This is a genomic window from Mesorhizobium sp. AR02 (genome assembly GCF_024746835.1).
GTDB lineage: Bacteria > Pseudomonadota > Alphaproteobacteria > Rhizobiales > Rhizobiaceae > Mesorhizobium.
In genome coordinates this window covers 2,166,689-2,191,151 of sequence record NZ_CP080531.1, presented here as the reverse complement: position 1 = coordinate 2,191,151, position 24,463 = coordinate 2,166,689, and the positions used below count along the sequence as shown (strand labels likewise).

Annotated in this window: 19 protein-coding genes and 1 pseudogene; 6 read left to right on the top strand and 14 right to left on the bottom strand. The window is 63.2% G+C overall.

The genetic code is table 11. The features are described 5' to 3' along the window. Nucleotides 1-115: 115 nt before the first annotated feature. The 11 genes from DBIPINDM_RS14565 to puuE form a co-directional block, all read right to left on the bottom strand. Entirely contained in the window at nucleotides 116-955 is an 840-nt protein-coding gene (locus DBIPINDM_RS14565) for an alkaline phosphatase family protein (protein ID WP_258587907.1), read from the bottom strand. Between the two features lie 97 nt (nucleotides 956-1,052). Beyond that, complete coding sequence (locus tag DBIPINDM_RS14560) at nucleotides 1,053-2,642, bottom strand: ABC transporter substrate-binding protein (RefSeq protein WP_258587906.1); 1,590 nt, start codon at nucleotides 2,640-2,642, stop codon at nucleotides 1,053-1,055. Nucleotides 2,643-2,854: 212 nt separating this feature from the next. Continuing rightward, complete coding sequence (locus tag DBIPINDM_RS14555) at nucleotides 2,855-4,525, bottom strand: ABC transporter ATP-binding protein (RefSeq protein ID WP_258587905.1); 1,671 nt, start codon at nucleotides 4,523-4,525, stop codon at nucleotides 2,855-2,857. Further along, entirely contained in the window at nucleotides 4,525-5,349 is an 825-nt protein-coding gene (locus DBIPINDM_RS14550) for an ABC transporter permease (protein WP_258587904.1), read from the bottom strand. Before DBIPINDM_RS14550 ends, DBIPINDM_RS14555 begins: the two co-directional genes overlap by 1 nt. Nucleotides 5,350-5,358: 9 nt before the next feature. Continuing rightward, on the bottom strand, nucleotides 5,359-6,318 hold the full coding sequence (locus DBIPINDM_RS14545; RefSeq protein ID WP_258587903.1) for an ABC transporter permease: 960 nt from the start codon (nucleotides 6,316-6,318) through the stop codon (nucleotides 5,359-5,361). Between the two features lie 16 nt (nucleotides 6,319-6,334). Further along, complete coding sequence (locus DBIPINDM_RS14540; RefSeq protein WP_019862713.1) at nucleotides 6,335-7,921, bottom strand: ABC transporter substrate-binding protein; 1,587 nt, start codon at nucleotides 7,919-7,921, stop codon at nucleotides 6,335-6,337. Nucleotides 7,922-8,075: 154 nt separating this feature from the next. Next, nucleotides 8,076-10,061 carry a CocE/NonD family hydrolase gene (locus DBIPINDM_RS14535; protein ID WP_258587902.1) on the bottom strand — a complete coding sequence of 662 codons (1,986 nt, stop codon included), beginning with the start codon at nucleotides 10,059-10,061 and terminating at the stop codon, nucleotides 8,076-8,078. Nucleotides 10,062-10,157: 96 nt separating this feature from the next. Beyond that, nucleotides 10,158-10,751 (bottom strand): nucleoside deaminase, encoded by a 594-nt coding sequence (locus tag DBIPINDM_RS14530; protein WP_258587901.1) that lies wholly within the window; start codon nucleotides 10,749-10,751, stop codon nucleotides 10,158-10,160. Nucleotides 10,752-10,767: 16 nt separating this feature from the next. Continuing rightward, nucleotides 10,768-11,259, bottom strand: a complete 492-nt coding sequence (locus tag DBIPINDM_RS14525; protein WP_258587900.1) for an ureidoglycolate lyase — start codon at nucleotides 11,257-11,259, stop codon at nucleotides 10,768-10,770. Then, a complete protein-coding gene (locus DBIPINDM_RS14520; RefSeq protein ID WP_258587899.1) occupies nucleotides 11,256-12,119 on the bottom strand; it encodes a bifunctional allantoicase/(S)-ureidoglycine aminohydrolase in 864 nt (287 codons plus the stop codon). The genes DBIPINDM_RS14525 and DBIPINDM_RS14520 overlap by 4 nt, the downstream gene beginning before the upstream one ends. Before the next feature lie 10 nt (nucleotides 12,120-12,129). Further along, nucleotides 12,130-13,548 (bottom strand): allantoinase PuuE, encoded by a 1,419-nt coding sequence (gene puuE / locus DBIPINDM_RS14515; RefSeq protein ID WP_258587898.1) that lies wholly within the window; start codon nucleotides 13,546-13,548, stop codon nucleotides 12,130-12,132. Between the two features lie 183 nt (nucleotides 13,549-13,731). Between puuE and uraH the strand changes: the two genes are divergently transcribed. The 5 genes and pseudogenes from uraH to DBIPINDM_RS14490 all read left to right on the top strand — a co-directional run bounded on the left by uraH (nucleotide 13,732) and on the right by DBIPINDM_RS14490 (nucleotide 19,843). After that, complete coding sequence (uraH, locus tag DBIPINDM_RS14510; RefSeq protein WP_258587897.1) at nucleotides 13,732-14,106, top strand: hydroxyisourate hydrolase; 375 nt, start codon at nucleotides 13,732-13,734, stop codon at nucleotides 14,104-14,106. Between the two features lie 3 nt (nucleotides 14,107-14,109). Further along, a complete protein-coding gene (gene xdhA, locus DBIPINDM_RS14505) occupies nucleotides 14,110-15,591 on the top strand; it encodes a xanthine dehydrogenase small subunit (protein WP_258587896.1) in 1,482 nt (493 codons plus the stop codon). Then, nucleotides 15,591-17,954: a xanthine dehydrogenase molybdopterin binding subunit gene (gene xdhB, locus DBIPINDM_RS14500; protein WP_258587895.1), complete on the top strand. Its 2,364-nt coding sequence runs from the start codon at nucleotides 15,591-15,593 to the stop codon at nucleotides 17,952-17,954. The genes xdhA and xdhB overlap by 1 nt, the downstream gene beginning before the upstream one ends. 62 nt (nucleotides 17,955-18,016) lie before the next feature. After that, nucleotides 18,017-19,021, top strand: a complete 1,005-nt coding sequence (gene xdhC / locus DBIPINDM_RS14495) for a xanthine dehydrogenase accessory protein XdhC (protein WP_258587894.1) — start codon at nucleotides 18,017-18,019, stop codon at nucleotides 19,019-19,021. Nucleotides 19,022-19,112: 91 nt separating this feature from the next. Next, a pseudogene (locus DBIPINDM_RS14490) lies at nucleotides 19,113-19,843 on the top strand (PhzF family phenazine biosynthesis protein). 12 nt (nucleotides 19,844-19,855) lie between these two features. Here DBIPINDM_RS14490 and DBIPINDM_RS14485 read toward each other — a convergent pair. The 3 genes from DBIPINDM_RS14485 to DBIPINDM_RS14475 form a co-directional block, all read right to left on the bottom strand. Then, on the bottom strand, nucleotides 19,856-21,106 hold the full coding sequence (locus DBIPINDM_RS14485) for an LLM class flavin-dependent oxidoreductase (protein WP_258587893.1): 1,251 nt from the start codon (nucleotides 21,104-21,106) through the stop codon (nucleotides 19,856-19,858). After that, the gene (locus tag DBIPINDM_RS14480; RefSeq protein WP_258587892.1) at nucleotides 21,103-22,068 is read right to left on the bottom strand and encodes an LLM class flavin-dependent oxidoreductase; all 966 of its coding nucleotides are present in this window, start codon (nucleotides 22,066-22,068) and stop codon (nucleotides 21,103-21,105) included. Before DBIPINDM_RS14480 ends, DBIPINDM_RS14485 begins: the two co-directional genes overlap by 4 nt. 94 nt (nucleotides 22,069-22,162) lie before the next feature. Beyond that, nucleotides 22,163-23,083 carry a LysR family transcriptional regulator gene (locus tag DBIPINDM_RS14475; RefSeq protein WP_258587891.1) on the bottom strand — a complete coding sequence of 307 codons (921 nt, stop codon included), beginning with the start codon at nucleotides 23,081-23,083 and terminating at the stop codon, nucleotides 22,163-22,165. Nucleotides 23,084-23,245: 162 nt separating this feature from the next. On the opposite strand from DBIPINDM_RS14475, the gene DBIPINDM_RS14470 reads away from it, so the two are divergent. Beyond that, nucleotides 23,246-24,463, top strand: a complete 1,218-nt coding sequence (locus DBIPINDM_RS14470) for a urate hydroxylase PuuD (RefSeq protein WP_258587890.1) — start codon at nucleotides 23,246-23,248, stop codon at nucleotides 24,461-24,463.

Genomic DNA, 24,463 nt, shown 5'->3' with positions numbered 1-24,463 from the left:
CCGGAGGCGGGTCAATCGACAACGATTTGTCGATTGAAGTGACGAACGCCCGAAGCCATAGCGTGGGGCGGGCGACGCTGAAGTTTCTCCGACACCCTTATCAGCTCGGCGCTTCTCACCCCAAAAACGGCTTCGCCTTCATCGTCGCCGGCACCGGCACGCCAAGCCGGCTGAGCACCGTCGGCGCCAGCTGCAACTGGTCGATCAGCACCTCGCCCTCGGGGCCTTTGCCGGACCCGAAATAGTAGAGCGCGAAATCCTGCATCTCGTCATCGTGGCCGCCATGGTGGCCACGGTCGGTCTGGCCGTGATCGGCGGTGACCATGACTTCGTAGCCGGCCGCGATCCAGCCCGGCAGGAAGGCGGCCAGCATGCCGTCCATCGCATAGACGGCATGGTCCATCTCGTGGCAGTCGTGGCCGAAGCGATGGCCCATCGAGTCCAGCGTGCAGGTGTGCAGGATGCCGTAGTCGATGCCGTGGCGTTTCGTCAGCATGGTCAGCGTCGCGAACAGGTCGACATCGCTCGGCGTCATCTGGTTGCGGGCGTTGTAGCCGGTCATGGTGTGGAAGCGGCCATGCGTGATCGGCCCGCCGGGCTCGTCATACTCCATGTCTTCGACCAGGTCGAACGGGTAGGACCGGAAGAATTCCGACCAGTAGGAGTGGGTGACGGCACCCGTCTTGCCACCGGCCTTGCTGACTTCCGAAAAGATATCCGGCTGGGTTACGCGAAACCGGTTCTCATTGGAGAGGATGCCGTGCACCTGTGGCGACACGCCGGTGTGGATCGAGGCATAGCAGCAGGCCGAGGTCGACGGCAGCACCGAGCGCATCTTCCAGACCCGCGCCTCGCCCGATTGCACCCAGCCCTCGAGATTGCCCATCAGCCGGCGCCAGTTCCGGTAGGGCACGCCATCGAGGATGATCAGCAGAAGCTTGGAATTGAGCGCCATGGGCTGCTCCATGATGTCTAGCAGTTGAAACGGGAACGCCGCATGCCGTTTCGGGCACACGGCGTTCTTACACGTGAATCAGACAGGCAGGGTTCGGCTAAGCGTTGAGCCAGCACTCAGCCAACGCGTAGCCATCCATCATTTCGCCGATCGGGCTCTTGGCAAAGCCGCCGATCTTATTGGTGGCGGCCGCGTCGATGAATTGGTTGAAGAACGGCACGATCAGGCCGCCTTCGTCGCGTATCAACACCGCCATGTCGTGGTAGATCGCCTTGCGCTTGGCCTGGTCGAGCTCGCCGCGCGCCGCAAGCAGCATCTTGTCGAATTCCGGACGCTTGAAGCGCGTGTCGTTCCAGTCGGCGGTCGAGACGTAGCCAGTGGAATACATCTGGTCCTGCGTGGCGCGCCCACCCCAGTAGGAGAGCGAGAAGGGCTGCTTGTTCCAGACTTCCGACCAATAGCCGTCGCCGGGCTCGCGCTTGATCTCGATCTTGATGCCGGCCTTGGCGCAGGACTGCTGATAGAGCTGGGCGGCGTCGACGGCGCCGGGGAAGGCGACGTCGGAGGTGCGCAGCAGGATCGAGCCGCTGTGGCCCGACTTCTTGTAGAGTGCGGCCGCCTTTTCCGGATCGAACTTGCGTTGCTCGATGTCGGTCGAAAACAGCGGGTAGGCTTCGTTGATCGGGAAGTCGTTGCCGACCGAGCCATAGCCGCGCAGGATCTTCTCCAACATCTCCTCGCGGTCCATGGCGAGTTTCAGCGCCATCCGAAGGTCGTTGCTGTCGAACGGTGCGGTGTCGCAGAACATGTTGAACGGGTAATAGCCCTTGCCCGACACATTCTCGATGCTGACGCCGGGAATGCGCTTGACCAGGTCGACAACCTTGGGCTCGACGCGGTTGATCATGTGCATCTGGCCGCCCTGCAGCGCAGCAAGCCGCGCCGTCGCGTCATTGATGACGACGATCTCGATCTGGTCGGCATGGCCCATTTTGTCGCCTTGCCAGTAATTGGCGAAGCGCTCGCCGCCATGGCGCACGCCAGGCTGGTTGACGGCGACCTTGTAGGGGCCGGCGCTGATGCCGGCATTCGGGTTGTCCTTGCCGCCATTCGGCTGGATGACGAGGTGGTAGTCGGCCATCAGATAGGGGAAATCGGCGTCGGCATCGCCGAGCGTGACGACGACTTCCTTGCCGCTTGCCTTGACGCCCTTGATGTTCTTGAGGATGCCGAGCGCACCGGATTTGGACTTTTCGTCGGCATGGCGCTCGATGGTGGCGGCGATGTCTTCGGCGGCAACGGTCTTGCCATTGTGGAACTCGATGCCGTCGCGCACCTTGATCGTCCAGGTCTTGGCGTCCTTGGACGCGCCGATCTCCTGCGCGATCATATTGGTCAGGCTGTTGTCGGGCATCAGCCGGACCAAATACTCGCCCCACTGCTTGCCGAAGCTGTAGGTGACCTGGCTGAGGTTCAGCGCGGGGTCGAGGCTGTTGGTCGATTCCCCACCCTGCAGGCCGGCCTTGAGGATGCCGCCCTTGGCCGGCGTCTGTGCGAAGGCTTTCCCGGCCAGCGTCGTTGCCAGCGCCGCCGACACGCCCAGTGCCGCCGTGCGGCCAAGGAAGTCACGACGCGATATCCGGCCCTGGCCGGCGAGATCAGCGAGATGGTCGAGTTCAGTCTTCATGTCCTACCCCTTGTTGAAAACAACGTCACGAGCAGCGCCCGTCCAGAAGGACGTGTGGCGCTCTAGTGTTGCATCTGAATGACGACAGTTGCCGCCGACCAACCGCTCGCTAGAGCAATTCCAGGAAAAGTGTGAAACGGTTTTCCGTCTGGAATTGCGTCAAAAACAAAGAGTTAGAGCGGTTTGCCGTTTCCGCGAAACGGTGAACTGCTCTAGTTCCCCGCGCTGGCCATGCGCCGCCCCTTGATCGCCTTTTCCAGCCAGCCGATCTCCATCTCTGGAACCGATGACAAGAGAAGGTCGGTATAGGCGTCGAAGGGCGGTGTCAGAACCTTGCTCTTCGAGCCGTAGCGGACCACTTCACCGCGATACATCACCGCGATCGAATCGGCGATCGACTTCACCGTGGCGAGGTCGTGGGTGATGAAGAGATAGGCGACCTTTTCATGCTCCTGCAGGTGCAGCAGCAGCTTGAGGATGCCGTTGGCCACCAGCGGATCGAGCGCCGAGGTCACCTCGTCGCAGATGATCAGCTTCGGCTTGGCGGCGAGCGACCGGGCGATACAGACGCGCTGCTTCTGGCCGCCGGAAAGCTCGGCCGGATAGCGGTCGACAAAACCCTTGCCCATCTCGATCTCGTCGAGCAGCTCGGCAACGCGCTTGTCGCGTTCCCTGCCACGCATGCCGAAATAGAATTCGAGCGGCCGGCCAATGATGGTGCCGACCGTCTGGCGCGGGTTCATCGCCACGTCGGCCATCTGGTAGATCATCTGCAGCTGGCGCAGATCCTCCTTCGGCCGGTCGGCAAGCCGGTTGGCCAGCGGACGTCCATCGAAGGTGACGGTGCCTTGCTCTGGCGGCAAAAGGCCGGTGATGGCACGCGCCAGCGTCGACTTGCCGGAGCCGGATTCGCCGACCACGGCCAGTGTCTGGCCGGGGTAGATATCGACCGAGACGTTCTTCAGCACCTTGACCTGGCCGCCGCCATAGGCGGCGGTGACGTTTTTCACCGACAGGAACGGCGTGACACCGGGCTTCTGCTCGGCATGTTCGATCTCATGCACCGAGACCAGCGCGTTGGTGTACTCCTGGCGCGGCTCCTTGATGATCTGGCGGGTGCCGCCCCATTCGACCAGCCGGCCATGGCGCAGCACCATGATCTCGTCCGAGACCTGGGCAACGACGGCAAGGTCGTGCGTGATGTAGAGCGCCGCCACATGGGTGTCGCGGATGGCGTCCTTGATCGCCGCCAGCACATCGATCTGCGTCGTCACGTCGAGCGCCGTCGTCGGCTCGTCGAAGACGATCAGGTCCGGCTCGGAGCACAGCGCCATCGCCGTCATCACGCGCTGCAGCTGGCCGCCCGAGACCTGGTGGGGAAAGCGTTCGCCGATGGTTTCGGGGTTGGGCAGGCTGAGCTTCTTGAACAGCGCGACGGCGCGCTTCTCGGCTTCCGCGCGTGTCGCCGTGCCGTGCAGCAGCGTGGCTTCCACCACCTGGTCCATCAGCCGGTGCGCCGGGTTGAAGGCCGCCGCCGCCGACTGCGCGACGTAGCAGACCTCGCGGCCGCGCAGCTTGCGGAAGCCTTCCTTGCCACCCTTGAGGATGTCTCGGCCGTTGAGGATCACCTCGCCGCCCGTGATGCGCACGCCGCCGCGGCCATAACCCATCGACGACAAGCCGATGGTCGACTTACCGGCGCCGGATTCGCCGATCAGGCCGAGCACCTTGCCCTTTTCCAGCGTCAGCGAGACATCGTGCACCAGCACGATGTTCTTTGGCGCCTCGCCGGGCGGGAAGACCGTGGCCTCGATGCGCAGATTCCTGATATCGAGCAGCACGCCTGGCTTGGGTTGTCCGGGTTTCGCTTTGGTATCAGCCATCACCCGCGTCCTCCCTTCAGGCTTGTCGTGCGGTTGAGCACCCAGTCGGCGACAAGGTTGACCGAAATTGCCAGCATGGCGATCGCTCCCGCCGGGATAAGTGCTGCGCCTATGCCGAAGACGATACCGTCCTTGTTTTCCTTGACCATACCGCCCCAGTCGGCATCCGGCGGTTGCACGCCAAGGCCGAGGAAGGAAAGCGTCGACAGGAACAGCACCGCATAGATGAAGCGCAGGCCGAGTTCCGAGACCAGCGGCGACAGCGCATTGGGCAGGATCTCGCGGAAGATGATCCAGGCGCTGCCTTCGCCGCGCAGCTTTGCCGCCTCGACGTAATCCATGACGTTGATGTCGACCGCAACCGCGCGCGACAGGCGGTAGACACGGGTCGAGTCGAGAATGCCCATGACCAGGATCAGCGTCACCAGGTTGGAAGGCAACACCGAGAGCACGACCAGACCCATGATCAGTGTCGGGATCGACATCAGGAGATCGACCAGGCGCGACAGGATTGTGTCGAACCAGCCGCCAAACACGGCGGCCGAGAAACCCAGTATGGCGCCGAGCGAGAAGGACAGCGCGGTGGCCAGCACGGCGATGAACAGGGTGATGCGGGCGCCGTAGATCATGCGTGACAAGAGATCGCGGCCGAGATTGTCCGTGCCCAGCCAATGCGCCACCGACATCGGCTCCCACACATCGCCGACGATCTCGGCATTGTCATGCGGAGAGATCCACGGCGCGAAGATCGCCGCCAGCACGAACAGTGCCGTCAGGATTATGCCGATCAGAGCGGGGATGGGGATGCGTTTGATATCGAGCATGCCCGCCCCCTATTTCGGATGTCTGAGGCGCGGATTGGCGACAATCGCCGCTATGTCCGCGATGATGTTGAGGCTGATGTAAACGGCGGCAAAGATCAGGCCGACGGCCTGCACCACCGGCACGTCGCGCTTGGTGACGTGATCGACCAGATACTGCCCCATGCCGGGGTAGACGAAGATCACCTCGACCACCACGACGCCGACGATGAGATAGGCGAGGTTGAGCATGACGACGTTGATGATCGGTGCGATGGCATTGGGAAAGGCATGCTTGCGGATGACGTTGAAGGCCGACAGGCCTTTCAGTTCAGCCGTCTCGACATAGGCCGACTGCATGACATTGAGGATCGCCGCGCGCGTCATGCGCATCATGTGGGCGAGCACCACCAGCGTCAGCGCCGTCGCCGGCAGCGCGATCGCCTGCATCCGCTCACCGAAAGGCATGCCCTCATAGACAGTCGAGATGCCGGGGAAGATTTGCCACTTCACGGCAAAGAAGTAGACGAGGACATAGCCGATGAAGAACTCGGGGAAGGAGGTCGAGGCGAGCGCCAGTCCGGAGATCAGCTTGTCGACCCAGCCATTGCGGTAGCGCACCGCGATGAGGCCAAGGATGATCGCCAGTGGCACGGCGACGATCGCCGCCCAGAAGGCGAGGAACAGCGTGTTCCACAACCGGCCCTTGATCGAGGTGGCGATATCCTGCCCGCTCGACATGGCCGTGCCGAGGTCGCCGGTCAGCACGCCGCCGAGCCAGTGGAAATACCTGATATAGGCCGGGTCGTTCAGCCCGAGCTGCTCGCGCAGATTGGCGAGCGACTCCGGCGTCGCCGATTGTCCAAGAATGGCTTGCGCGACGTCGCCGGGCAGGATTTGCGTGCCGGCGAAGATCAGGACCGAAATGGCCAACAGAAGGAGGATGCCCAGCGCAATGCGCTGGGCAATTAGTTTCAGGATGGGCGAAGACATCTCTGCAAAGCCGGACTCAGGCCTGCAGCCAGCACTTCGCCAGGGCGTAGCCGTTCATCAGTTCCTGGTGCGGATCGTCCACCCAGCCATCGACCTTGGCGCCGGTGGCGTCGATGAACTGGTTGAACATCGGCAGGATCAGGCCGCCTTCGTCGCGCACCATGACGGCCATGTCGTGGTACATCTGCTTGCGCTTGGCCTCGTCGAGTTCGGCGCGCGCTGCCAGCACCATCTTATCGAAGTCCGGGCGCTTGAAACGCGTGTCGTTCCAGTCGGCGGTCGACAGATAGGCGGTCGAGTACATCTGGTCCTGGGTCGAGCGTCCGCCCCAATAGGAAGCGCAGAAGGGCTGCTTGTTCCAGACCTCGTTCCAGTAGCCGTCGCCGGGCTCGCGCTTGAGCTCGATCTTGATGCCGGCCTTGGCCGCGCTCTGCTGGAAGAGCTGCGAGGCATCGACGGCGCCGGGGAAGGCGACGTCGGAGGTCCTGAGCAGCACGGTGCCGTCATGGCCGGACTTCTTGTAGTGGAACTTGGCCTTGTCGGGATCGTACTTGCGCTGCTCGATCTCGGTGAACAGCGGATAGGACGCGTTGATCGGGAAGTCGTTACCAAGCGAGCCATAGCCGCGCAGCACCTTGGTCAGCATCTCCTCGCGGTCGATCGCGAGCTTCAGCGCCATTCTGAGGTCGTTGTTGTCGAAGGGTGCCGTGTTGCAATGCATGATGAAGACATAGTGGCCCGGACCCGCATGGTTGCGGATGGTGACGCCCGGTACGCGCTTGATCAGGTCGACGATCTTCGGCTCGACGCGGTTGATCATGTTGACCTGGCCGCCCTGCAGGGCCGCCGTGCGCGCCGTGGCATCGTTGATGACGATGACTTCGATCTGGTCGGCATGGCCCATCTTGTCGCCCTGCCAGTAGTTGGCGAAACGCTCGCCGCCATGGCGTACGCCGGGCTCGTTGGTCTTGACCACATAGGGGCCGGCCGAGATGCCTGCGTCGGGCTTGTCCTTGCCGCCGTTCGGCTGGACGATCAGGTGATAGTCGCTGAGCAGGTAGGGAAGGTCGGCATTGGCCTCCTTCAGCGTCAGCACCACTTCCTTGCCGCTGGCCTTGATGGTCGCGATGCCTTTCATGTAGCCGAGCGCGCCGGATTTCGACTTCTCGTCCGAATGGCGCTCAAGCGTGGCGGCCACGTCCTCGGCGGTCACGGTCTTGCCGTTGTGGAATTCGACCCCGTCGCGGATTTTCAGAGTCCAGGTCTTCGCGTCGTCCGAGGAGCCGATCTCCTCGGCGATGCGGTTCTCGAGCTTGCCGTCCGGCGAAAGCTCGACGATCATTTCGCCCCAGCACTTGCCGAAGGCGAAGGGCACTTGCGTCATCATCAGCGCCGGATCAAGGCTGTTGGTGGATTCACCGCCGACCAGGCCGGCCTTCAGCGTGCCGCCCTTGACCGGGCCTGCCGCCCGCGCCGCGCTTGAAAGCAGCGAGTTGGCGAAGGGCGCGGCGATGCCGAGCGCTGCCGCCCGACCGAGAAAATCGCGACGGCTCAGCTTGCCTGCTGCGACACGCCGGCTAAGGAATTCGAGTTCATTCGACATTTTTGAGTTCCTCACTCTGTTGGTTCGACTCTGCGGTCGATTTTCTTGTTAATTCTCCCTGAATAATGAGGGTAAGCTAATGCCGTAAGCAAGACCGAATGCGACATGCCGTGGCGTAAATCGTACGTCGCATTTGGACCAACAGCTTCAGCGCTCAAACAAGCGCGCGTGGAATCTTTTCCTCGAAATTACGCTCGAAGACGATTTTTTCGCCTTCATAGGCCTCGATTCTGGCGCTGACGATGAAGTTTTGCGCGTCCGATCGCATCTCGGCCCATGTCTCGGTGCGCACCGACCATCCATTTCGCGACAGTGTCTGCGTCCAGTGTGTTTTTCCCGAAGCTGACAATGGATTGTCAGGATGGATCGTCCAGGTCTCGCGGGCGATGCCGCCGTTGGCCAGGCCGTGCTCGAGATCGCGCACCTCGCCGAAATCATCGGATACGGAAAGCGTGACGATTCCCGTCTTTTCGTCGCGATCGACATGGCGTTCGGAATTGGCGGGCCGAACCGTCTCGGTGGCCCACGGCGTGGCGCCTTCCGGCTCGGCGAACGTCGCTTCGTTGCCTGTCGCCAGCGGCCGCAGCGGCAAGGACAACGTGGCAGCCGACAAGGCGAGTTGGACCGGCTCCGGCGAGGGCCAGATGGCAGGCCAATAGGCGTTCGACACGGCGATGCGCAGGCGGTGGCCGGCCGGGACGCGGTAGGCGCATTGATCGAGCACGACGCGCGCCGACACGGTTTCGCCCGGCGCCAGGGCTTGCGGGAATTCATGCGAATTGCGGTGCGTCAGGTTGAGCACGCCATAGGAGATCAGGTCCGAAGCGCCGTCGGGATGCACGTCGCAGAGCCGCACCGCGATGTTGGCCTGTGGGCGGTCGGAAGAGAGCGTGACCTGAACTTCCGGCGCGCCGACAATGTCGATCGCCTCGGCGAGTTCCGGCTGGTCGAAACACACCGACAATGCATCGTCGGTGCGCTGATCGCCCGGCAGTTCGGGGCCGAAGGTGAATGGGAAATACTCGCCACCGGCAAGGCCGCAGGTCTGCGGCGAGGCGACGATGGCTGGTTTGCTCCCCTTGGGGAGCAGATCGATCGTCTGCGTCTTGATGCCGGGCGACGGCCATTGTTGCTCCGCCACCCAGCGGCCAGGCCGCTCCGGATGCCAGCGGGCCGGGCGCACACTGTCCATCACATAGGCGCGGTAGGCGGGATCGTCCTCGACGCCGGTCTCGGCGCCCTTCAGCCAGCGGTCCCACCAGCGCAAGGCTTCCTGCAGGAAGCCGATGGCCGGCTGGGGTCCGGCATAATGTGGGTATTTGTGGATCCACGGGCCGACGATGCCCTTCACCGGCGCCTCGATGTTGGTGACGAGATTGGAGATCGTGTTGCGGTAGCCGTCATGCCAGCCGCCGATCGACAAAACGGCGGCTTTGACAGCCGAAAAATCCTCGCAGATCGAGCCGCGCTTCCAATAGGCGTCGCGATGCTGATGGCTGAGCCAGAGCGGCAAAAGGAACGACTGGTTCTCCAGCCGCGTCAGCCACAGATCGCGCCAGCGGTTGTCGCCCGCGATCAGCGGATCCGGCGGCCGCGACGAATAGGACAGCATCGTCGAGGCCCAGCCGAAATTCTCGATCAGCAGGCAGCCGCCCTTGTAGTGGATGTCGTCGGCATAGCGGTCGACGGTCGAGCACAGGCTGATCACCGCCTTCAGCGCCGGAGGCTGCTTGGCCGCCACCTGCAGGCAGTTGAAGCCGCCCCAGGAGATGCCCATCATGCCGACATTGCCGTTGCACCAGGGTTGGCTAGCTGCCCAGGCGATGACATCGCAGGCGTCCTGCAGTTCCTGCTCTGAATATTCGTCGTCCATCAGCCCTTCGGAATCGCCATTGCCACGCATGTCGACGCGGATCGAGGCGTAGCCGTGGCCGGCGAAATAGGGATGTGTCAGCTGGTCGCGAAAGATGGTGCCGTCGCGCTTGCGGTAGGGCAGGTGCTCGAGGATGACAGGCACCGGATCGTCGCCGGCATCTTCCGGCATCCACACTCGCGCCGACAGCCGGCAGCCATCCGGCATGACGATGCCCATATCGGGAAATTCGACGACCTTGCGGGGAAATTTGGTGATGGTTTTCATGGCAGGCATAACGCCCCGCGGAGCGGCAAGTTTCAATCGCCATTCGCGACTGGCGCAGCGAATTATGCGACCTGTGCCGCTACCTGCTTCACGCCATCAGTTCAGCGGAATATCGTTCTCGGCCTTGCTTGCCTGATAGGCGCCGGATAGCTCGTCGTAACGGGCCGAAATCCTGCCGATACGCGTTTCCAGCCGCTGGCGGTCGGCCTCGGGCAGCGCCCGCACCAGCCTGCGTATGGAAAAACTCTTCCAATAGGCATTCTCGGCATTGTAACCGCCGGGGTCGAGGGTGAAGACCTCTTTCAGGATTTTCAGATCGTGCGGGATGGCAAAACTGTCGCGCGAATCCTCATGGCTGAACAGATAGTAGAAATTGTCGAAGCCGGTCCAGGTGATCGCCGACAGGCAGAGCGAGCAGGGTTCGTGCGTGGCGATGAAAAGCGCGTCCTTGGTGTCGACACGCTCGGCCCTGGGCATTTCGTAGAAACGCTTCAGGCAGTGCACCTCGCCATGCCAGAGCGGGTTCTCGATCTCGTTGTTGGTTTCGGCCAGCACCAGCGAGCGATCGTCCTTGCGCAGGATCGCGGCGCCGAACAGCTTGTTGCCGTGGGCAACGCCATCCGCCGTCTTCGGCACGATGTCGTGCTCGATGACGTCGAGCAGGCGGTCGATTAGGGAAATGTCGGTCATTGGAAAAGGGAACCCTTCAGGGAAGGTGGATCTCGTAGGCGTGCGAGAAGTGGAATTCTTCGAGATTGGAACCGTCACCGCCACGGTCGACGATCAGGAAATCCTGAGGCTTGCCGAGCGGCGTCAGCACGCCATGCCAGAGATTGCGGGAATAGTTGATGCCTTGTCCGGGCGCAGTGATGAAGGCGTGCGGGTCGCCCGGCCCCTCCTTGCCGTCATGGCAGACGACGACCAGGAACGGACGCGGCGACAGCGGAATAAAGGCCTGGCTGCCGAAGGGGTGACGCTCGACCATGGTCAATTTCAGCGGCAGTTCGTAAGGCGTGCCGCGCACCATCGAGATCAGCACGCGAGCGTTCGGCCCTCCTGCTTCAGCGGTGGCAAGATCATGGTAGCGCTCGGCCTTGCCGCCATTGATCGGGTAGTGGTTGTCGCCACCCATGTCGATGACATCGCCGAAGGGGGCAAAGGCCTCACGGGTCAGCGGTCGCGCGACGATGCGGGTCACCGCGCGCGACCACCAATGCCCGCCCCGCCGAGCTTGGCGTGCCGGTTGACGTCCTTGTAGAGAAGATAGCGGAATTTGCCCGGGCCGCCGGCATAGCAGGCCTGCGGGCAGAAGGCGCGCAGCCACATATAGTCGCCCGCCTCGACCTCGACCCAGTCCTGGTTGAGACGATAGACCGCCTTGCCTTCGAGCACGTAGAGCCCGTGTTCCATGACATGCGTCTCGGCGAAGGGGATGACGGCTCCGGGCTCGAGCGTGACGATGGTCATGTGCATGTCGTGGCGCAAATCAGAGGGATCAACGAAGCGTGTCGTTGCCCAGCGACCCTCGGTGCCCGGCATCGGCGACGGCGCGATATCCTGCTCGTTGGTGAAGAAGGCTTCCGGCGTGTCGAGACCGTCGACCGCCTCGTAGGCCTTGCGAATCCAGTGAAAACGAACAGCAGCCTTTGCCTCGTTGCGAACGATCCAGCCACTGGCCGGGGGCAGGAAGGCAAAGCCGCCTGGTCTCAAGACGTGCTTCTTGCTGCCCAGCAGAACCGTCAGTTCGCCTTCGACCACGAACAGGGCGCCCTCGGCGCCGGCATCGGGTTCCGGCCGTTCGCTGCCGCCGCCGGGCTCGACCTCGACGATATATTGCGAGAATGTCTCGGCGAAGCCGGACAGCGGGCGCGACAGGATCCAGACGCGGGTCTTGTCCCAGAACGGCAAGGCGCTGGTGACGATGTCCTGCATCACGCCCCTGGGGATGACCGCATAGGCCTCGGTGAAGACGGCACGGCCGGTCAAAAGCTCGGTCTGGCCGGGATGGCCGCCATGTGGCGCATAATAGGTTCGCTCGGGCATCCTGATCGTATCCATGGGTTCAAACCTATTGCGGTAGCATGTCTTTGAGGCGGAGCAGCGCGATGCGCTCGACCTGTTTGCAGGCGGTCTCGAATTCGACGCCGCGGCTGTTGCCGATGCGCGCCTCGAATTCGGCAAGGATTTCCTCCTTGGTCTTGCCCTTTACCGCGATGATAAAGGGGAAGCCGAAGGTGGTGACGTAGGCCGCGTTGAGCTTGGAGAACAGTTCACGTTCCTTGTCGGTCAGCGCGTCGAGGCCGGCAGAGGCCTGTTCCCGGGTCGATTCCGCCGTCAGCCGCCTGGCCTTGGCCAGCTTGCCGGCAAGGTCGGGATGGGCGTTGAGCACGCCCAGCCGCTCGGTCTCGCTGGCGGCACGGAAGATGCGGCAAAGCGCATTGTGCAGGCCACCTGCCGTGTCATGCGCCGGACCGAGTTCCAGCTCGTAGGCCCGCTCGGCGATCCAGGGCGAATGTTCGAACACGCCGCCGAAAGTGTGAACGAAGGTCTCGAATTCCATTTTCGTCGGGCGCAGCGCCGCCGGCTTGTAGGGATGGTTCTCCTGCCAGTGCCTGGCGATGTCGATGCGCCGCGCCAGCCAGACCTTGTCGTGCGATCTGACATAGTCGACGAAGCGCTTCAATGCCGCCACCCGGCCCGGCCGCCCGACGAGGCGGCAATGCAGGCCGATATTCATCATGCGCGGCCGCCCTGCCTTGCCCTCGGCATAGAGCGTGTCGAAACTGTCCTTGAGATAGGCGAAGAACTGGTCGCCCGAATTGAAGCCCTGCGGCGTGGCGAAGCGCATGTCGTTGGCGTCGAGCGTATAGGGGATGACGAGCTGCGTGCCGCCACTGTGCTCGAACCAGTAGGGCAGTTCGTCGTCATAGGTGTCGGAGACGTAGTCGAAGCCGCCTTCTTCTGCCACCAGCCGCACCGTGTTGACCGACGTGCGGCCCGTATACCAGCCGGTCGGGCGCTGGCCGGTCACCTCGTAATGCAGCTTGATCGCCGCTTCGAGGTCACGGCGTTCATCTTCCGGCGCATGGTCGCGGTAATCGATCCATCTTAGCCCGTGCGAGGCGATTTCCCAACCGGCGTCCTGCATGGCCGTGACCTGGTCGGGCGAACGCGCAAGTGCTGAGGCGACGCCGTAGCAGGTGATCGGCACCTCGGCCTCGGTGAACAGGCGCAGCAACCGCCAGAAGCCGGCCCGCGCGCCATATTCGTAGATCGATTCCATGTTCCAGTGGCGCTGGCCGACCCAGGGTGCCGCGCCGACGATCTCTGACAGGAAGGCTTCCGAAGCCTTGTCGCCGTGCAGCACGCAATTCTCGCCGCCCTCTTCATAGTTGACGACGAACTGTACGGCGACATGCGCACCGCCAGGCCATTTCGGATCCGGCGGGTTGGCTCCGTAGCCGCGCATGTCTCTGATGTAACGCATTGTCCCTCCGGCCGGGCATCGCCCGAACTATGATCAGGATATCGAAAGGGCTGCTCGCGCATTCCCCCGAAAATTTTTGAAAGTGTTTTTGTCGCACTACGCTCGACCGGGACTTATGCATCGCCTTTAATTGGCGCACAATTCATCACTATTGTTCGATTGTACCAGGATGGGAGGCGGCCAATGGCAGAAACGTCGAAAGCCGATGGCGGGCGCCTGACGACCCACGTGCTGGACACGGCGACCGGCAAGCCGGCGGCTGGATTGTCGATCGCGCTTTATCACCTTGAGGGCGACGCCCGGACACATCTGAAGACCGTTGTCACCAATGCCGACGGCCGCTGCGACGCACCACTGCTCGCCGGAGCGGAATTTCGCACCGGCGAATACGAGCTGGTGTTCTCGGCCGGCGATTATCTGCGCGGCCAGGGCACAAAGCTGCCCGAGCCGGCCTTCCTCGACAGCGTGCCGATCCGCTTCGGCATGGCGGAAGCGGTGCACTATCATGTACCATTGCTGATCTCGCCCTACGGCTATTCGACCTACAGGGGGAGTTGAGGCATGGCCAAGATTTCCATCCGAAACGAGATCCGCTTCATCCTGAATGGCAGGGATGTCGTGCTGTCGTCGGTGACACCCGACGCGACCTTGCTCGACTGGCTTCGGCTCGACCGTTCGCTGCGCGGCACCAAGGAAGGCTGTGCCGAGGGCGATTGCGGCGCCTGCACGGTGCTGGTCGGCAAACTCTCGGCTGGTGGGCTGGTCTATGAAAGCGTCAATGCCTGCATCCGCTTCCTCGGCTCGCTCGACGGCACCCATGTCGTGACGGTCGAGCATCTGCGCGGCGAGCCTGGCCAGTTGCATCCCGTCCAGCAGGCGATGGTCGATTTCCACGGTTCGCAATGCGGTTTCTGCACGCCGGGCTTCGTCATGTCGCTCTACGGCCTGTGGATGAAATCGCCCGATCCGTCGAACGCGGCGATCGAAAAGACTTTGCAAGGCAATCTCTGCCGCTGCACCGGCTATGAGGCGATCATGCGTGCCGCGCACGCCATCTCCAGCTACGGCAAGGCGGCCAAGGATCCTCTGGCGGTGGAGCGCAAGGCAATCACGGCAAGGCTCGAAGCCATGCACGACGGCGCGCGGGTCGAGATCGGGGTCGGCAAGGCACGGCTCATCGTACCGGCCAATGTCGATGATTTCGCCGCCGTGCTCGACAAGGAACCCGGCGCCACCATCGTCGCCGGTTCGACCGATGTCGGCCTGTGGGTGACCAAGCACATGCGAGACATCTCGCCGGTGGTCTTCATCGGCAATCTCGACGGGCTGTGCACCATCTCCGAAGACAAGGGCGTGATATCAATCGGCGCCGGCGTCACCTACACCGAAGCCTTCTCGACGCTTGCTAAACGCATCCCGGCGCTTGGCCCGCTGTTCGACCGTATCGGCGGCGAACAGGTGCGCAACATGGGCACCATCGGCGGCAACATCGCCAACGGCTCGCCGATCGGCGACACGCCGCCGCCCTTGATCGCGCTCGGCGCGCGCCTGACGCTGCGCAAGGGCAAGAAGCGGCGGACGATCCCGCTGGAAACCTTCTTCATTGCCTATGGCAAGCAGGACCGGCAGCCGGGCGAGTTCGTCGAGGCGGTGCACGTGCCCGTGCCGGCCAAGGGAGAAAAATTTGCCGTCTACAAGATTACGAAGCGCCGCGACGAGGACATCACCGCAGCACTCGGCGCCTTCTTCCTGACGTTGGCCAAGGACGGCACGGTCGCGGATGTGCGCATTGCCTATGGCGGCATGGCTGCGACGCCGAAGCGGGCGTCTGCTGTCGAGAAGGCACTGCTCGGCAAGCCGTGGAGCGAAGAGACGGTTGAGACGGCGATGGCCGAATACGCCAGGGATTTCACACCGCTCACCGACATGCGGGCGTCAGCCGAATACCGGGCTCTGGCGGCGAAAAACCTATTGCTGCGCTTCTTTGTCGAAACCACGGGCACAAAGGCACCATTCCAGGTGTCACGCAACGAGGCGGCATGATGAACAAGCACGCCACATCAAATCTCAAGGCCGAGAAGATCGCCGGCGGCGTCGCCACCGATCAGCGCCATGACTCGGCCCACAAGCATGTCAGCGGCACCGCCGTCTATATCGACGACATGCCGGAACCGGCCGGCACGCTGCATGTCGGGCTCGGTCTGTCGAAGGTGGCGCATGGCACCCTGAAGAGTGTCGACCTCTCGGCCGTGCGGACAGCCTCCGGCGTCGTCGATGTGCTGACCTATGCCGATGTGCCCGGCGAAAACGACGTCTCCCCCAGCAACATGCATGACGATCCGGTGCTCGCGGAAGGCACGGTGCAGTTCTTTGGCCAGCCGATCTTCGCGGTCATCGCTGAAACACGGGATGCAGCGCGGCGCGCGGCGCGCCTGGCCAAGATCGAATATGATGAGCTTCCCGCCATCCTCGGCATCTGGCCGCTGGATCCGATCAAGGACAGGCTGGTCACCACCCCGTTGACATTGCGGCGCGGCGATGCGGCTGCTGCGATCGCTGCCGCGCCCCGTCGGGTGAAAGGGCGCATGAAGCTTGGCGGACAGGACCACTTCTACCTCGAGGGCCAGGTGTCGTTGGCCCTGCCGGGCGAAGACGACGAAGTTACGGTCTATTGCTCAACCCAGGGGCCGAGCGAGACCCAGCATCTCGTTTCCCATGTGCTCGGCGTGCCGAGCCATGCGGTGACGGTCGAAGTTCGGCGCATGGGCGGCGGCTTCGGCGGCAAGGAAACTCAGGCCAACCAGTGCGCGGCAATCGCCGCGATCGCGGCCAAGAAGCACAAACGGGCCGTGAAGGTCAGGCTCGACCGCGACGAGGATATGACCGCCACCGGCAAGCGGCACGATTTCGCCATCGACTATGAGGTCGGCTTCGACAATGAGGGCAATATCCTCGGCGTCGACTTCATGTTCGCACTCAATGCCGGCTTTTCGGCCGACCTGTCCGGTCCGGTCGGCGACCGCGCGCTGTTCCATTGCGACAACGCCTATTTCTATCCGAACGTCCACGCCAAGTCGGCACCGCTTTACACCAACACCGTATCCAACACGGCCTTCCGCGGCTTCGGCGGCCCACAAGGCATGATCGGCGCCGAGCGCGTCATCGACGAGGTCGCGTTCGCAGTCGGCAAGGATCCGCTCGATATCCGCAAGCGGAATTTTTATGACCCGATGGAGGCGATCGGCGCGCGCTGCGTCACGCCCTATCACCAGAAGGTCGAAGACAACATCATCCAGCGCATCGTCGCCGAGCTTGAGGAAAGCGCCAACTATGCGCGGCGTCGGCGGGAGATACAGGCCTTCAACGCCAACAGCCGTTTCATCAAGCGCGGCTTGGCGCTGACCCCGGTCAAGTTCGGCATCTCCTTCACCAAGACCGAGTCCAACCAGGCCGGTGCGCTGGTGCATGTCTATGCCGACGGCTCGGTGCACATGAACCATGGCGGCACCGAAATGGGGCAGGGCCTGCACCTCAAGGTGGCACAGGTTGTGGCGGAGGAATTCCAGATCGATCTCGAGCGGGTGAAAATCACCGCCACCACCACCGCCAAGGTGCCGAACACGGCACCGACGGCGGCATCCTCCGGCGCTGACCTCAACGGCATGGCGGCGCAGAACGCCGCCCGCCAGATCCGCAAGCGGCTAACCGATTTCGCCGCCGAAAAGTATCAAGTGCCGGTCGACCAGGTGGTGTTCCTGCCCAATCGCGTCCGCGTCGGCAACCAGGAGGTCAGCTTCAACGACCTGGTCAAGCAGGCCTACATCGCGCGCGTCCAGCTTTCCGCTGCCGGCTTCTACAAGACGCCGAAAATCCATTGGGATCGCAGCAAGGGTCAGGGCCATGCCTTCTACTATTACGCCTATGGCGCGGCCTGTTCGGAAGTGTCGGTCGACACGCTGACCGGCGAATATGTCGTCGAGCGCGCCGACATCCTGCACGATTGTGGCCGTTCGCTGAACACGGCGATCGACATCGGCCAGGTCGAGGGTGGCTTCATCCAGGGCATGGGCTGGCTGACGACGGAGGAACTGTGGTGGGACGACAAGGGCCGGCTGCGCACGCACGCGCCGTCGACCTACAAGATCCCGCTCGCGTCCGACCGCCCGAAGATTTTCAACGTGGCGCTGACCGACTGGTCGCAGGCCTATGAGCCGACCATCCATCGCTCCAAGGCAGTCGGCGAGCCGCCGCTGCCGCACGGCATGTCGGTGCTGCACGCGCTGTCGGATGCAGTGGCCAGCGTCGCCGACCACAAGATCTGCCCGCGCCTCGATGCGCCGGCAACGCCGGAACGCGTGCTGATGGCGATCGAGAGGTTGAAGCGGGAAGCCGCAAAACTGGGCTGATCGAGCCTAAACGTGCAAATCGCGCCTGAAAACGCTATATTTCCCACTCGGGAACGCAAAAGATGAACTCGAAAGTGCAAAGCCTGAAAGCCTTTCTTGCCAGCACCCCCCGGCTTGCGCTGGTCGAGGTGGCGGGCACCAAAGGCTCGACGCCGCGCGAGAAGGGCGCCTTCATGCTCGTCTCACGGGGGGCGATTTTCGGTACGATCGGCGGCGGCCAGCTCGAATACATGGCCATCGACAAAGCCCGGCAGATGGTAGCGTCTTCACCCTCCACCTTGTGGGGAGGGTCGGCCGGCAAAGCCGGCCGGGGTGGGGGTGCGGCGTTCGAAGGCGCCCCACCCCGGACGACTGCGTCGTCCGACCCTCCCCACAAGGGGGAGGGTAAAGAAGCCCGCATCGAGGTCGATGAAGTCTGCGCCACACTCGACGTCCCGCTCGGGCCGGAGATCGGCCAATGCTGTGGCGGGCGTGTCGAAGTCTTGATCCGGCTTGTCGATGCCGCGCTCGCTGCCGAACTGGTTGCGGCCGCGGAGGCCGAGGAAGCGCATCTGCCGCATGTCTACATCTTCGGCGGCGGCCATGTCGGACAGGCGCTAGCGTCAACGATTGCGCTGCTTCCCGTTCATGCAGTCGTCATCGAGACCCGCGCCGAGGCGCTGGAAGGCATGCCGGAAACCGTCGAGACGCGGCTGACGCCGATGCCCGAGGCCGAGGTGCGCAACGCTCCCGCCGGCACCGCCTTCGCCATCCTCACCCATGACCATGCGCTGGATTTCCTGGTCGTCGCCGAAGCGCTGAAGCGCGACGACGCAGCCTATGTCGGTATGATCGGCTCGAAAACCAAGAAAGCGACCTTCAGGAACTGGTTCCTGAAATCCGCTGAAGGGACAGAAGCGGAGTTTGCCCGTCTCGTCTCGCCGATCGGCGGCGACGCGGTCAAGGACAAGCGCCCGCCGGTGATTGCCGCACTTGCGGCAGCCGAGATCATGACGGCGCTGGTGGTTCACACCGCAGCGTCAAATGCCGCCCATCAGGTCCAGCAGGACAAGGTGATGGCCGGTTAGCCAAGACTGCCGGTCGGCCTGTCCGTTTTTCAATCGCAGGAAAGATGCATTTGCGGTATCCACCCGGCATTGCGGCATGAGGTGAGGATACATGGACGTTCTGAAAATCGCGGCTTTTTCGGATGGCAACACCGGTGGCAATCCTGCCGGGGTGTTGATCGGCGATATCTTGCCCGATGCGGTCGAGATGCAGCGTCTGGCGGCGGAGGTCGGGTTCTCGGAAACCGCCTTTGCCGCGCCGGATGGGGACAACTGGCGAGTGCGCTATTTCTCCCCGGAAACCGAGGTTCCCTTCTGCGGTCACGCCACCATCGCCGCCGCCTTGCAGTCGCCGCCGACACGCAGCAAGCCGGCGCCGCCGGAACTGATCGCCGAGGCGCTGGCATTGTTCGGCTATTCGCCAAGCGATCTCGATCCGGCCATTCCGGCGGCGCTGATCCATGGCGGCGCCGACCACCTCGTGCTCGCTCTGAAGTCGCGCGAGGCACTGGCCGCCATGCGCTACGAGCTGAAAGCCGGGCAAGCCCTGATGCGTCGCGATGGGCTGGTGACGATCCTGCTGGCCTATGCCGAAACGCCGCGGCTTTTCCACACGCGTAACCCCTTTGCTTCAGGCGGCGTCTACGAGGATCCGGCGACGGGAGCTTCGACGGCTGCCTTTGCCGGCTATTTGCGGGACATTGGCTGGCCGCATGGCGGCGCGATCGATGTCGTGCAAGGCGAGGACATGGGCATGCGTTCGCGCCTGCACGCCGATATTGCGCCCGAGATAGGCAGCTCATCAGGGTCTCAGGCACAGCCCGAATGATGGACGAAGCATAGAAGCTGCCGACCTCAGGCCGGCTGTCTCAGGCCCAGATGGTCGCGCAGCGTGCAGCCTTCATAATCCCTGCGGAACAGGCCGCGCCGCTGCAGTTCCGGCACGACCAGCGTCGCAAAGGCATCGAGTTCGCCGGGGAAATAGGACGGCATGACATTGAAGCCGTCGGCAGCACCCCCTTCGAACCGCGCCTGCAACTCGTCGGCGACCTGCGCCGCCGTCCCGACGATGCGCCAATGGCCGCGCGCCCCGGCGAAATGGCGGGCAAGCTGGCGAATGGAAAGGCCGTCGCGGCGCGATTGCTCGACGACCAGCGCCTGCCGGCTTTTCATCCCTTCGCTCTCCGGCAGTTCGGGCAGCGGCCCATCGATCGGATATCGCCACAGATCGGAGATGCTGAGATAGCTGGAGAGCAGCGCTACGCCGACATCGTCGGGGATCAGCGCCTGCAACTCCTCATGCTTCTCCCGGGCTTCGGCCTCGGTTTCCGCCACCACGGGTGAGACGCCGGGCATGATCTTGATGTCGTCGGGTTCGCGTCCATAGGCGGCCATGCGCCCCTTGAGATCGTCGTAGAAGGCCTTCGCTTCCTCGAAGGTTTGCGCCGCCGTGAAGACCACGTCGGCGGTGCGGGCGGCAAGGTCGCGGCCGACATCCGAGGCACCGGCCTGGACCATGACAGGCGCACCTTGCGGCGACCGCGGCAGGTCGAGCGGGTCACGCACCGAAAAGCTCTGGCCGTCGTGACCGGAAGCCTTGCCGTGCCAAAGGCCGGTGACCACCTCGGCGAATTCGCGCGCTCGCTCGTAGCGGTCGGCGTGGGGCTTGAGGCCCGTCGCGCCGAAATTGGCGGCTTCGATCGGACTGGCCGATGTCACCAGGTTCCAGCCGGCCCGGCCGCCGCTCAGATGGTCGAGTGACAGGAAGGTTCGCGCCAGGCCATAGGGCTCGTTGTAGCTCGTCGAGGCCGTGGAGACGAGACCGATGCGGCTGGTCTGCGCAGCTAACGCAGAAAGCAGGCTGATCGGCTCGAAGCCGATCGAACGCGACGTCTGACTGGCGATGCCGACATTGGCCTCGCGCAGACCGGCGGCGTCCTCGCAGAAGATCATGTCGAACTTGGCCGCTTCCGCCGTGCGCGCCAGCTGGATGTAATGGTCGATGTCGATGCCGGCGGTCACATGCGCCTTGGGATGGCGCCAGGCGGCGATGTGGTGACCCGTCGCCCACAGGAAGGCGCCGAACTTCATCTGGCGCGCGCTCATTTTACGCCTCCCGTGCCAAGCCCAAGATGTGCGCGCAGCGTTGCGCCTTGCTGACCCTGGCCGGCGATGCCATGGCGCCGGAGCTCCGGCAAAACGCGGTCGGTAAAACTCTGAAGCCCCGGGACATCAGCTGGCAAAACAAAATTGAAGCCGTCACAGCCACTCGATTCCAACAAGGCTTGGAGGCTGTCGATGCCCGGTTCGGATGTCAGGCCTATCGTTGCCAGTACCTTCACCGTCTCCGGTTTGCGGCCTATAGCGGCGGCTCGACGCTTTAGGTTGCCAACGGCAACTTTCAAGACCTCAGACGGCTGTCCCTCGACAAGGACAACGTCAGCGGCGCCGCTTGCGAGATCGATATCAGCCTCCGCCGGGCCGGGCATGATTAGCACCGGCCTGTCTTGCGGCGAGCGCGCGACATTGAGCGGCCCGCGCACCGAGAAGAATTCGCCGATGTGGTTCAGCGGGTGCATCTTGTCCGGATCGTGGAAGTGGCCCGCTGCCTTGTCGAACAGCAGCGCGTCGTGCTCCCAGCCGACCCACAATCCTCGCACGATGTTGATGAACTCCTTGGCGCGGCGGCGAAAGTCGTCCTCCGAGAAGCCTTCGGGCCGGCTGAAATTCGCCGCTTCGCGCGGGTTCTGCCTCATCGTCGCGTTCCAGCCGATGCGGCCGTGGCTGATAATATCGAGCGAAGCAAAACGGCGTGCCAGATTGTAGGGCTGATGCGCGAGCGTCGAGGCGCTGGCCACGAGCCCAATCCTGTCGGTGACGGTCGCCAGCGCCGCCAGCAGCGTTGTCGCTTCAAACGGGCTGCTCGATGGCTTATCGGCGGAGTCGGAAATGATGACCATGTCCACGCCCGCCGCTTCCGCCTTGCGCACGAAGCTGCTGACCTGGCCGAAGTCCAGGACTGCCTGTCCTTTGGCGGCAGCGATGTTGAGCGAAATGGCTAGATGCATGGCACCAACCTAAGTTCGCTGCCGCGCAAGGCAAGCCCGTTGAATGGACCAGCGAGCCCTCACTTGCCGGCCAGCCTGATTGTCAGCCAACCCCTCACTTGCCGGCCAAAAGATCCTTGATCAGCCGCTGGCAGCGCTCGGCCATGAAGTCGAGCAGCAGCCGCACCTTGGGGTCCTGCAGCTTCTTGTGTGGATAGACGGCGGCGAACTGCACCGGCGTCGGTGGCGTGCTGCTCAGGATGACTTTCAGCCGTTGGTCGCGGATGAACGGTTCGACCTCGAACCGCGGCTTGTTGATGATGCCGCGTCCGGACAGCGCCCAGCCGGTCAGCACGTCGCCATCGTCGGTGTCATAGGGCCCATGCACCTCGAACTTCTGCGGGCCGGTGGGCGTTTGCAGCGTCCAGACATATTCGCGCGCGCCGGAATAGCGCAGCATCAGGCAGTCGTGCTTCTTGCCGATCAGTTCCTGCGGTTCCATAGGTTCGCCGCGCGCCTCCAGATATTTCGGCGCCGCCACTAGCACGCGCTCGCATTCCATGATGCCGCGCATCCTGAGACTGGAATCCTCGATGATGCCGAGCCGGAAGGCGACGTCGATGCCTTCCTTCATGATGTCGACATTGTGATCCGAGAGCCTGAGCCGCACCTCAATATCGGGGTATTTGTCGTGGAAGTCGGGAATGCCCGAGGCCACCAGCCGGCGCCCGAGTCCCAGAGGCGCGGTCACACGAATGGTTCCGCGCGGCTGGCCGGAAAGCGCCGAGACGGCCGCTTCCGCTTCTGTGATCGCTTCCAGCACTTGCTTGGCGCCGGAGTAAAAGACCGTGCCATGTTCTGTCGGCATCAACTGTCTGGTCGTGCGGTTGAACAGCCTGACGCCCAGATGCTTCTCCAACTCCTTGATTCGGTTTGAGGCGACCGCCGGCGAAATGCGCATGTCGCGTCCTGCCGCCGACAGATTGCCGAGTTCGACGACACGAACGAAGACGGCGATGTTGTCGAGATAGGCCATGCGGTTCCGTGGCTTTCCTGAGGCCGCCTTCGGGCGGCTCCCATCCTGCTGCGTGGGACCACCCTAGTATTTTCCATTTTTTTTTGAAAGTCATCGTACACCTCGCCTCTTTCCGTTTGCGTGCGACACCGTAAAGTCAGCCAATCGGCAGGGACGACTTCAATGATGGATTTCGCGATTTTCTGGGACTGGCTGAGTTTTGCCGTGCGCTGGCTGCATGTCATCACCGGCATCGCCTGGATCGGCTCGTCCTTCTATTTCGTCGCGCTCGATCTCGGCCTGCGCCAGCGTCCCGGCATGCCGGTTGGCGCCTTCGGCGAGGAATGGCAGGTGCATGGCGGCGGCTTCTACCACATCCAGAAATATCTGGTGGCGCCGGCCGAGATGCCCGAGCACCTGACCTGGTTCAAATGGGAGTCCTACGCCACCTGGCTGTCCGGCTTCGCCATGCTGTGCGTCGTCTACTATGCCGGGGCCGACCTGTTCCTGATCGATCCCAACGTGTTGCCGATGTCGGTGCCGGTCGGCATCCTTTTGTCGATGGCGACGATTGGTGTCGGCTGGGTGGTCTACGATCTGCTCTGCCGCTCGCCGCTTGGCAAAAGCGACACAGGCCTGATGCTGGTGCTCTATGGCGTGCTGGTGTTCATCGCCTGGGGGCTGACCCATCTGTTCACCGGCCGCGCCGCCTTCCTGCATCTGGGTGCGATCACCGCCACGATCATGTCGGCCAATGTCTTCATGGTCATCATCCCCAACCAGAAGATCGTCGTTGCCGATCTCATCGCCGGCCGCAAGCCCGACCCGAAATACGGCAAGATCGCCAAGCAGCGCTCGCTTCACAACAATTATTTGACGCTGCCGGTGCTGTTCCTGATGCTGTCGAACCACTATCCCTTGGCGTTCGGCACGCAGTTCAACTGGGTCATCGCCTCGCTGGTGTTCATCATCGGCGTGCTGATCCGGCACTATTTCAACAGCGTCCATGCGCGCAAGGGCAACCCGCACTGGACCTGGCTGGGCGCCCTTGTCCTGTTCATCATCATTATCTGGCTGTCGACCGTGCCGAAGGTGCTGACCGATGAGCCGAAGGCGTCCGCCTCGGCGGACATCTATATCGCCTCGGCCCATTTCCCGGCCGTGCGCGACACCGTGCTCGGCCGCTGCTCCATGTGCCACGCCCAGGAACCAGTCTATGAGGGCATCTACCACGCACCGAAGGGGGTGATGTTGGACAGCGACGCGGCAATCGCCAACCACGCCCGCGAAATCTATCTGCAGGCCGGCCGCAGCCACGCCATGCCGCCCGCCAATGTCAGCCAAATTACCGACAAGGAGCGAGCGCTGCTGGTGGCCTGGTTCGAAGGCGCAGGGAAATAG